Here is a 10707-nt window from a genome sequence, read left to right as displayed (position 1 = left end):
TTCTGGTCATGCCGCCGAAGTTGAAAGGCAGATTGCCGCCCTGGCGGGCTTGCAGCGTCGAGCCGTTACGCGGTTTGGTAAAACCGCGTAACTAGTTAGCCACCGAGATAGGCCTTGCGGACGTTATCGTCGTGCAGGAGCTCTTGGCCGGTGCCGGTCATGGTGATCTTGCCGGTCTCGAGCACGTAGCCGCGCGTGGCGATCGAGAGCGCCATCTGCGCGTTCTGCTCGACCAGAAGCACCGTGGTGCCGGCCTTGTGCAGGTCCTCGACAATCTGGAAGATCTGCTCAATCAGAATCGGCGCCAGACCCATGGAAGGCTCGTCAAGCATGAGCAGCTTGGGGTTACTCATAAGGGCGCGGCCCATAACGAGCATCTGCTGCTCGCCACCCGAAAGGGTGCCGGCAACCTGGCGGCGGCGCTCCTTAAGGCGCGGGAACTGCTCGTAGACGCGCTCAAGACCCGGAGCCACCGTGGACTTGGGCTGCGTATAGGCGCCCATCTCCAGGTTTTCCTCAACCGTCATCTGCAAAAAGGCGCGACGGCCCTCGGGAACCTGAGCCAGACCCTTGCTCACCAGTTTATCGGCGGGCGTATGGGTAATGTCCTCGCCCATAAACTTGATGGAACCGGTCTTGGAGCGCAGCAGGCCCGAGACGGTCTTAAGCGTCGTGGACTTGCCGGCGCCGTTGGCGCCGATCAGGGCCACGATCTCGCCCTCGTTGACGTTAAAGGAAATGTCCTTGATGGCGTGGATGGCGCCGTACCAGACGTTGATGTTGTAGACGGAAAGCATCGGCTCTGCCATTTAGTTCTCCCCCTTATCCTGCTTGCCCAGATACGCCTCGATAACGGCGTCGTTGTTCTGGATTTCCTCGGCCGTGCCCTTGGCGATGACCTTACCAAAGTTGAGCACGCAGATGCCCTCGCAGATGTTCATGACGAGCGACATATCGTGCTCGATGAGCATGATGGCGATGCCGAAGGTGTCACGGATCTTGACGATATTCGCCATGAGCTCCGCGGTCTCGGACGGGTTCATGCCGGCGGCAGGCTCGTCGAGCAGCAGCAGCTTAGGGTTGGTAGCAAGCGCGCGGACGATCTCCAGACGACGCTGGGCGCCATAAGGCAGCGAGCCAGCCTGCTCGTTTGCAAGGTGCTCCATATCAAAAATGGACAGCAGCTCCATAGCGCGCTCATGGGCGGCCTTCTCATGCTTCCAATACGTCGGCAGGCGCAGCACGCCCTCAAAACCGGAGTAGCGCTCCTGGTTGTGCAGGCCGACCTTAACGTTGTCCTCCACCGTCATGGTGTTGAACAGGCGGATGTTCTGGAAGGTACGGGCGATGCCCATGCGGTTGACCTGGTAGACGGACTTACCCGAGGTATCCTCGCCGTCGAGCAGGATGGTGCCGTGCGTGGGCTGGTACACCTTGGTAAGCAAGTTGAAGACCGTGGTCTTACCGGCGCCGTTGGGGCCGATCAGACCGGCGATCTCGGTCTTGCCAATGGTCAGGCTAAAGTCGTCGACCGCCTTAAGGCCGCCAAACTCAATGCCCAAGTGGATGCACTCGAGCGCCGGGCGCTGGCCCAGGTCGCGGTCGGGAACGATGGCGCCAGAAGGATACGGGACCATCTTGCCCTTGTTGAACTCAAACTTACTGGGCATCGGCTGCCACCTCCTTCTTGGGAGCAAAGCGGTCCTTAACGCGACCGAAGAACGCCTTGAGCTGCGGGTTGTTGGTAAAGACCATGACCAGGATCAAAACGATGGCATAGATGAGCATGCGATAGTCCGAGAACTGACGGAGCAGTTCGGGAAGCACCGTGAGCAGTGCCGCCGCGATGACAGAACCGCGCATGTTGCCCAGGCCGCCCAAGACCACGAACACCAGAATGAGGATGGACGTGTTGAAGTCAAACTTGGTGGCGGAGAGCTGCGAGAAGTTACCGCCGAACAGGGCGCCTGCAGCACCGGCGAGGGCGGCAGAAACCACGAAGGCGATCATGCGGTACTGGGTGACGGAGATGCCTACGGACTCGGCAGCGATCTTGTTGTCGCGCACGGCCATGATGGCACGGCCGGTACGGCTACGGACCAGATTGAGCACGATCACGAGCGCGATCATGACCAGGATGGCACCGGCAAGGAAGGTCGAGTAGGTCGACACGCCCGACGCGCCCTGGGCGCCCTTGATGATGGCGGTGCCGTCCTCGAGCAGATGAAGGTCGTCGATCGTGGAGTTGCCCGTGATGTTAAAGATCACGTGAAGGCCGCGGGAATCGACGCCCACGATAAGGCAGGTGACGATCTCTTTGATGATTTCGCCGAAGGCCAGGGTCACGATGGCCAGGTAGTCGCCGCTCAGGCGAAGAACCGGGATACCGATCAGGAAGCCCATAATGGCAGCAGCGACAGCGCCGACCACGATGCTGATGATAAGACGCACCGGATCGGAGGGAACGGCGCTCTCGAGGGCAACGGCGGTGACGATACCCGTATAGGCGCCGACACTCATAAAGCCCGCATGGCCCAGCGAAAGATCGCCCGCGATGCCGACGACGAGGTTAAGCGAGATGGCCATGACGATATAGGCCGTGATGGGAACCAGCTGACCGGCGATCATGCGCGGGATCATATGGTTGGACTGCATAAAGAACACGATGGCGAATGCCACGATGCACATGGCGTACGTGACAAAGTCGTGACGCGTCTGCTTGTCTTTAAGGAACTTCATAACGCTCACCTACACCTTCTCGGGGACGTACTTGCCCAAGAGGCCGGCAGGCTTGACGAGCAGGACGATGATCAGAACGCCAAAGACGATGGAGTTGGCAAGGCTCGTGGAAATGTAGGCCTGTGCCATTGCCTCGATGATGCCGATAAGAATGCCGCCGACAAAGGCGCCGGGGATGGAGCCGATGCCACCGAAGACGGCGGCGTCGAAGGCTTTGATGCCAGGCATGGCGCCCGTCGTGGGCTGCAGCACCGGCGAGTAGGAGCACAACAGCACGCCGGCGATGGCGGCAAGGGCAGAGCCGATGGCAAACGTCATCGAGATGGTGCGGTTGACATTGATGCCCATGAGCTGAGCGGCGGCCTTGTCCTCGGACACGGCGCGCATGGCCTTGCCCATCTTGGTCTTGCCCGTAAAGAACACCAGGCCGGCCATGATAATCAGGCAAGCGACGATGGTGACGAGCGAGACAGCGCTCACGTTATACTTGGCCAAGAACTCCGGCACCGGGAAGGTGACGAGCGAAGTAAAGTTCTTGGGCGTGGCGCCCCACAGAAGCTGGGCGGCATTCTGCAAGAAATAGGACACGCCGATAGCCGTGATCAGAACGGCCAGCGGGCCTGCCTGGCGCAGCGGCTTATAGGCCAGGCCCTCGATGAGAACACCGAGAACCGTGCAGACCGCACAAGAGAGAATTACAGAAGCCCAGCCCGGGAGGCCGAGATACGACGTGGCGCAGAACGAGACATAGGCACCGACCATGATGACGTCGCCGTGAGCGAAGTTCAGCATCTTGGCGATACCGTAGACCATGGTGTAGCCCAACGCGATGATGGCGTAGACGCTGCCCATGGACAGGCCGTTGACCAGGTATTGGATAAAGACCGTCATGTTCCACATCCCCCTTTCGAATAGGTTTCCAGTTGATGTATGAAACAGGGACGTTACATCGTCCCTAGATACCAAGCAAGCAGGGAAGGCCAAAACCTCCCCTGCTTGGGATCAAAACCGCTCTATGTAAGGCGGTCTATTAGGCCTGTACGTACTTGCCGTCGGTGATGACGTACGCCGTGGGGTCCTTCTGGACCTGGCCCTTGTCATTCCAGGAAAGCTTGCCGGTCAGACCGTCAACGGTGATCTTGAGCATAGCCTCGGGCAGCTTCTCGGCGACCTCGGTGGGGTCGGCGTCGACGCCCAAGCCGGCCTCCTTAAGAGCCTCGACCACAGCGTGCACGCCGTCGTAGGCGTCGGCGGCAAACTGGTCGGGGGTATCGCCGTACTTATCCTTGTAGGCGTTAACGAAGTCGGCGTTCTTCTCGTCGTCGGCGGAGAACGGGGTCATGAGCAGCAGGCCCTCGGCAAGGGAGGTGTCGAAGCCCTCCACGCCCAGGATGCCGTCCATGCCGTCGCAGCCCATCATCTTGACGTCGTAGCCCATGTCCTTGGCGTTCTTGAGCAGGACGGACGCCGGCGTGTAGTAGATCGGCGCGAAGATCATGGTGGCGCCGGCCTGCTTGGCCTTGGTCAGCTGGTTGGTAAAGCTCGTTGCGGAGTCGTCCTTAAAGGTCTCCTCGTCAACGATCTCGAGCTTGGACTCAGCGGCCTGAGCCTTAAAGGAATCCGCGATACCCGAAGAATAGGCGTCGCCGGAGTTATAGAACAGAACGAACTTCTCGTCCGCATACTTCTGGGCCAGGAACTTGGCAGCGTTGACGCCCTGGTTGGGGTCGGTGAAGCAAACCTGGAAGACGCAATCCTTGCCGTCGGTAACGTCCTCGGAGGACGCGGACGGGGTGATCATGAACGTCTTGGGGTCGTTACCGCACTCGGCGGCAACGGCAACCGACGCACCCGTGGTGGTCGGGCCGACGAGGGCCTGCATGCCCCAGTCGAGCAGGGTATTGAAGGCGTTGACGGCCTTCTCGCCGTCGGCCTGGTCGTCCTCGGCCTTGCTGACAAGTGGCAGCTCCTTGGTCGAGAAATCCTTGCAGCCAAGCTCGACGCCCTGGGTAACGGACTTGCCGTAGGACGCGGCAGCACCGGTCAGCGGGCCGATGGTGCCGATCTTAAACGAGGCGTCGCTCGAAGCGGAACCGCTATCGCCGCCGTTGGAGGAGCAGCCAGCTAGAATAGACATCGCCCCCAGACCTGCTGCGCTCGCGATAACGCTCCTGCGATTCATAACAGGGTTCAATGACTTACCGGTGAGGCTCGACATGCGGCTCTCCTCTCAAATCTCGTCGGGTTTCGGTTACCCGACAGGCCATCCTTCGCCGTGTTCGGCGTTCGCAAAATAGTAGACGCTTTAGTTAGGAAAAGTGGCGATTATTTCAACTTTTCTTTTACCTCAGATTTTTATCCATATTTCTGCGTATTTTTGCCGCTTTATGCATATCTGCCACTTTATTGTGTAAAAGTAATGTTTCCATTCTGTTACAAGCATCCTCGCCCTGAATAAAAGAGCCTCACCGGTTGCGTTTTATACGCTCTTAGGCGGCGATGTACTTGCCGTCCTGAATCACATAGGCCGTAGCGGGCTTTTCGACCTGGCCCTCGTCGTTCCAGGTGAGCTCGCCGGTCAGGCCATCGATCTTGATCTTACGCATGGCCTTGGCAAGTTCGGCGGCAATGTCGGCACCGTCGGCCGTCGTATCGATGCCAGCCTTGTCGATGGCCTCGGCGATCGCGTGGACGCAGTCGTAGGCGTCGGCGGCAAACTGGTTGGGGGTCTCGTCGTACTCCTCCTTATATGCCTTGACAAAGTCGGCGTTCTTCTCGTCGTCGGCGGAGAAGGGCGTCATGAGCAGCACGCCCTCGGCAAGCGAGGTATCGAAGCCCTCCACAGAGAGCAGACCGTCCATGCCGTCGGTGCCCATGAGCGTCATGTCGTAGCCCATGTCCTTGGCGTTCTTGAGCAGGACGGACGCCGGCGTGTAGTAGATCGGCGCAAAGATGAGCGTGGCGCCGGCCTCCTTGGCCTTGGTCAGTTGATTGGTAAAGCTCGCGGAAGAGTCGTCCTTAAAGGTCTCGGTGTCGACGATATCGAGCTTGGACTCCTTGGCCTGCTCGGCAAAGGCGTCGGCAACGCCCGAGCTGTACGTATCGCCGGAGTTGTAGAACAGGGCGATCTTGGCGTCTGCGTACTTCTCGGCCAAAAACTTCGCGGCACTCGTGCCCATGGTGGGGTCGGTGAAGCAGACCTGGAAGACCGTGGTCTTGTCCTTGGTGACATCGAGCGACGAGGCGGAAGGCGTGACCATGAGCATGTCGTCGGCAATCTCACCCGAGACGGCAACGGCGGCACCGGTGGTGACGGGGCCGACGAGCGCCTGCATGCCCCAGTCGCACAGGGTATTGAAGGCGTTGATGGCTTTCTCGCCGTCGGCGACGTCGTCCTCGGACTTAAGCGAGAGCTTGAGGTCCTTGGTCGAGAAATCCTTTACGGCGAGCTTGGCGCCCTTCTCGACCGAGACGCCATAGGTGGCCGCGGCACCGGTCAGAGGACCGATGACGCCGATCTTGAAAGACTTGCCGTCATCGGCCGACCCATCGTCCGAGCCACCCGAGGAGCAGCCGGCAAGTGCGACGGTGCTGCCGAGCGCGGCGGCGCCGGCGAGGAAGTTCCTACGGCTGAGCGTGCTGTTGATGTTGAACATGGTGTCCCCTTTTCGCTGGCCGCGGTGCGGCCGTCTTGCGGTACAGGGCAAACCTTATGGCCCAAACGTTGACAGTTTGTTACGGGAGTTCGTTTGTAGCGAGCGTGTTTCCAATATTTCCGCAGCGTTTCGGGGGTAGCGTTTTATGCGGCTCCTGTTGCCTGGCAAGCACGCGCCCTTGGTTCACGCTAGAATGCACTCAACCTTAACTGGTCAATCATCCATACAGATGCACGAAGGAGCTATCTATGAGCGAACCCCTGCGCACCGTGAACGTCGGCCTGATCGGCCTGGGAACCGTCGGCGGCGGCGTGGCCCGTCTGATCAAGAGCCACCACGATGAGTACCTGGCCGCCTACGGCATCGACCTTAAGCTGACCCGCGCCTGCGCGCTTGCCTGGGAGCAGGCCGAAGCCGCCGGTATTGAGCGCGAGGCCTTTACGAGCGACTGGCATGATGTCGTCACCGACCCCACCGTCGACATCGTCGTCGAGCTAATTGGCGGCGAGCATCCCGCAACCGAGATCTTCACCACGGCCTTTGAGAACGGCAAGCACGTCGTCTCCGCTAACAAGGCCCTGCTCGGCCGTCACGTCGAGACGCTCGCCGAGAAGGCGCGTGAGTGCGGCGTGCAGATCAAGTGCGAGGCCAGCTGCGGCGGCGGCATCCCCATCGTCAGCACGCTCGAGCACGACCTGGTGGGCAACAAGATCCTGACCATCGCCGGCATCCTCAACGGCACCACCAACTACATCCTGTCGCGCATGGACGCCGAGGGCGCCGATTACGCCGACGTGCTCGCCGACGCGCAGGCCAAGGGCTACGCCGAGGCCGACCCGTCCGCCGACGTCGACGGCTTCGATGCCGCCAGCAAGACGGCCATCCTCGCCTCCATCGGCTTTGGCACCCGTGTGACCACCGACGACGTCTACCAGCAGGGCATCCGTACCATCGGCGCCGAGGACATCGCCCAGGCCCGCGAGCTCGGCTACACCATTAAGCTGCTGGGCATTGCGCGCAACACCGATGCCGGCGTCGACGTCCGCGTGCACCCCACGCTGATCCCCGCCGACCACATGCTCGCCAAGGTCAACGGCGCCATGAACGCCGTCTACGTGGTGGGCGACGCCGTGGGCGAGACCATGTTCTACGGTGCCGGCGCAGGCTCCTTCCCCACCGCGAGCGCCGTCGTGGGCGATATCCTGTCGCTGTCCGAGCAGATCAGCCGCGGCGTTGCTCCGCTGCCCGAGATTGAGCCCTACGGCCACAACCTTGCCTTTAAGCCCATGGACGAGCTCCAGACCAAGTACTATGTGCGTCTGAAGGTCGCCGACCGCGTGGGCGCCCTGTCCGAGACGGTCGACATCTTTGCCAAGCACAACATCTCGATCTCGCTCATCAACCAGGTCGAGGACGGCAAGTCGGGCGTCAGCGATACCTGCTCGGTCATCTTCCTGACGCACCGCGCGCTCGAGAAGGACGTCCAGGCTGCCGCCGCCGAGCTTGCCAGCGTCGACTGCGTGGCCGAGATCGCCAACGTCCTGCGCATCGAGGACGTCGAGGCCTGGACCGAAGGCGTCATGGCCAACTAGCCCGATTCTCGGCAAATCAAATAACGCATGAGGGGCTCCCATCCGATTGGATGGGAGCCCCTTTTAGTTACATCTTTTGCACGAAGTGGTCGACTAACGTTTGAGCAACTTGACCGTTCGTCAACAACCGTGGATACCGTTTACCGATATGCGGCGTCAGCTGTTTTTTGCCGCCACTATGCTGTGCTGCAAGTATCCATGCACATAAGAGAGGAAGCGATATGCTGCTCAAGGGCAAGAAAGCAATCATCACCGGAGGCACGCGCGGAATCGGCTATGCCATCGCCTGCCGTTTTATCGAGGAAGGCGCCGCCGTCACGGTCTTTGGCTCGCGCCAGGAGACTGCCGACGCAGCCGTTGAGAAACTGGCAGCCGCCTATCCCGAGGCTAAGGTTTGGGGCCGCTCCTGCGACCTCACCTCGCTCGAGGCCGTAACTGAGGCCTTTACCCAGGCTGCCGCCGATATGGGCGGCTTGGACACGGTCGTCAACAATGCCGGCATCTCCCAGCGCTCGCCCCTTTTGGACTACACGGCCGAGGAGTTTGCCAAGGTCATGGACCTCAACGTCGTCGCCGTCTTTAACGGCCACCAGGCTGCCGCCAAGATCATGACCGAGGCCGGCCACGGCGGCACCATCACCACCACGAGCTCGATGGTCGCTAAGTACGGTCAGCCCTCCGGCGTTGGCTATCCCACGTCCAAGTTTGCCGTCAACGGCATGGTCCAGTCGCTCTCGCGCGAGCTCGCCCCCATGGGCATTCGCGTCAATGCCGTCGCACCCGGCGTGACCAAGACCGATATGGTCGCCAACCTGCCCGAAGAGGTCATCAAGCCTATCATCACCACCATTCCGCTGGGCCGCATGGGCGAGCCCGAGGATGTCGCCAACGCCTTCGTCTTCCTGGCGAGCGACATGTCCGCCTACGTCACAGGCGCCGTGCTCCCCGTCGACGGAGCCGCCCGCTCCTAAGGGACCACGAGCTTTGGCCCCTGGCCTCAACATAGCTCAACCAAAGAAGGCGCGCTGTCCACATCAACCGCAGACAGCGCGTCTTCTTCTGTTTGAAGGGAAACTGTATCCCGTTTCGCGTCCGTCCTCAAACGGGAATGCCGCCCCCGCATCAGCGTCGGCTACTTGCCGTCGTCCTCGTCGGCTTCTTCGTGCGCATAAAGCTCAAGCATGCGACGGCGGTACTCATGCACGGCGAGCTTGGCACGCTCTAGGCGGCGACGCTCACGCGGGGTGAGCTCGGACGGATCTATCTCGTCGCCATAGTTCTTATCGGCAAGCAGATGCGCCGCATCCACAATGCGCGCATCGATGCGTTCGCTCGCCGCCCGATCAGAAAGGCGCTCGGCAATCGTATCGAGTGTAGGCAAGCCTTCGAATACGCGACCATGTCCATGCGACGTCAACAGCTCGTGCTCGCGGGCGAGAAGACTTGCAAGGTCGTGATGGGCGCGCAGGATATTGAGCGCATCAGAAGGATGCTCGGCAACCTCCGCCACGGCGGCGACCGGCGCCGCATCGACCACGCGGTAGAAGAGCTGCGCGAGCAGTGGCATCAGGAACACCGTGATGGCGCCGGCGGCAACCATGACCGACGCAATATCTTGAGACAGCGCGCCCGCGTTGACGGCAACGCTCGTCACGGCAACGATGATCGGCAGGGCCGTGGTGCAGTAGAGCGCCACGGTGATGCGGCCATACGCCGAGACGTCACGCGTCGCGGGACAAATGCTCATAGAGATGAGAATGGGCACGGCGCGGATAACCAGCAACGCCACGATAAAGCCCACGAGCAAGCCGGGGCGCGATGCTACAGCCGTCAGGTCGATCTTGGCACCCGACACGGTAAAGAACACCGGGATCAAAAAGCCATAGGCAAGGCCATCGAGTTTAAGCTCGAGCGTATGGTTGCCCTCGGGGATGATGTAGCGCAGGACAAAGCCCGCGGCAAAAGCGCCCAGTACGATATCGAGGCTAAAAATAGCGGAAAACGCCACGAGCGTGACCAGGATGAGCACTGTGAGGCGCACGAACGTCTGAGAAGTCGTATCGGCGCGCTCCTGAATAAAGGCAAAGAAGCGGCTGCCAATACGCTTGGAGCGGCTGGGGACCACGGCAAGCAGCACGCACACCACGGCGAACAGCCCCAAGATCAACAGCGTCTCGACACCCGTACGGGCAGACAGCAGCACCGACATGGCGAGCACGGGCCCGAGCTCGCCCCACGTACCATAGGCAAGAATCGAATCGCCGACGCGCGTCCCAGAAAGCGACCGCTCGCGCAAGATGGGCATGAGCGCCCCAAGCGCCGTCGAGGTCAACGCCAGCGTCACGGCGATGCCATCAAAATGACTGACCGAAAACCACGGGGTAAAGCGCACGGCAAGCCAGGCTATACCAAACGTGACGACCCACGTCGCCATGCCGTAACGCCCCTCGATGCCCGTGATGTTCTTGGGATCGATCTCAAAGCCGGCAAGCAGGAACAAAAAGGCCAGGCCGAGCTCGGACACGAGCGAGACCTCGGCATCCACATGGATAATGCCGAGCATATGAGGTCCCAGCACCGCGCCAAACACGAGCAAAAAGACCGTCTCGGGAACGGGTTTTCCGGGAATCGCCGAGGCGATGAAGGGACTTGCAAAGGCCACGAGTGCGATGATGGCGAGCGAAACAAATGCCATGTGATGCCTTTCTCTTGTTTGCGCT

The 10707-nt window shown here is 60.8% G+C and carries 9 protein-coding genes; 2 read left to right on the top strand and 7 right to left on the bottom strand.

Annotated elements, in window-relative coordinates; translation table 11 throughout:
- Positions 1-95: 95 nt before the first annotated feature.
- From DXD94_RS07785 to DXD94_RS07760, 6 genes are all read right to left on the bottom strand, one after another.
- Positions 96-797: an ABC transporter ATP-binding protein gene (locus tag DXD94_RS07785; protein ID WP_117734727.1), complete on the bottom strand. Its 702-nt coding sequence runs from the start codon at positions 795-797 to the stop codon at positions 96-98.
- A gap of 12 nt (positions 798-809) precedes the next feature.
- Entirely contained in the window at positions 810-1670 is an 861-nt protein-coding gene (locus DXD94_RS07780) for an ABC transporter ATP-binding protein (protein ID WP_006234439.1), read from the bottom strand.
- Positions 1660-2739 (bottom strand): branched-chain amino acid ABC transporter permease, encoded by a 1080-nt coding sequence (locus tag DXD94_RS07775; protein ID WP_117734503.1) that lies wholly within the window; start codon positions 2737-2739, stop codon positions 1660-1662. The genes DXD94_RS07780 and DXD94_RS07775 overlap by 11 nt, the downstream gene beginning before the upstream one ends.
- Before the next feature lie 9 nt (positions 2740-2748).
- Positions 2749-3630, bottom strand: coding sequence for a branched-chain amino acid ABC transporter permease (locus DXD94_RS07770; protein ID WP_117734504.1), 882 nt, complete (start codon positions 3628-3630; stop codon positions 2749-2751).
- A gap of 139 nt (positions 3631-3769) precedes the next feature.
- Complete coding sequence (locus DXD94_RS07765) at positions 3770-4957, bottom strand: ABC transporter substrate-binding protein (protein WP_117734505.1); 1188 nt, start codon at positions 4955-4957, stop codon at positions 3770-3772.
- A gap of 271 nt (positions 4958-5228) precedes the next feature.
- Complete coding sequence (locus DXD94_RS07760; RefSeq protein WP_117763726.1) at positions 5229-6395, bottom strand: ABC transporter substrate-binding protein; 1167 nt, start codon at positions 6393-6395, stop codon at positions 5229-5231.
- Between the two features lie 248 nt (positions 6396-6643).
- On the opposite strand from DXD94_RS07760, the gene DXD94_RS07755 reads away from it, so the two are divergent.
- Together DXD94_RS07755 and DXD94_RS07750 are read left to right on the top strand one after the other, a co-directional pair.
- The gene (locus DXD94_RS07755; protein ID WP_117763725.1) at positions 6644-7987 is read left to right on the top strand and encodes a homoserine dehydrogenase; all 1344 of its coding nucleotides are present in this window, start codon (positions 6644-6646) and stop codon (positions 7985-7987) included.
- A gap of 221 nt (positions 7988-8208) precedes the next feature.
- The gene (locus tag DXD94_RS07750) at positions 8209-8958 is read left to right on the top strand and encodes an SDR family NAD(P)-dependent oxidoreductase (protein ID WP_117734508.1); all 750 of its coding nucleotides are present in this window, start codon (positions 8209-8211) and stop codon (positions 8956-8958) included.
- 161 nt (positions 8959-9119) lie between these two features.
- Here DXD94_RS07750 and DXD94_RS07745 read toward each other — a convergent pair whose 3' ends face one another.
- A complete protein-coding gene (locus tag DXD94_RS07745; protein ID WP_117763724.1) occupies positions 9120-10682 on the bottom strand; it encodes a cation:proton antiporter in 1563 nt (520 codons plus the stop codon).
- Between the last annotated feature and the right edge of the window lie 25 nt (positions 10683-10707).

The sequence above is a fragment of the Collinsella sp. TM10-22 genome (assembly GCF_003466125.1).
In the GTDB taxonomy this organism is placed as follows: Bacteria; Actinomycetota; Coriobacteriia; order Coriobacteriales; family Coriobacteriaceae; genus Collinsella.
The sequence above is the reverse complement of the archived record's forward strand: the minus strand, read 5'-3'. Positions and strand labels throughout refer to the sequence as shown.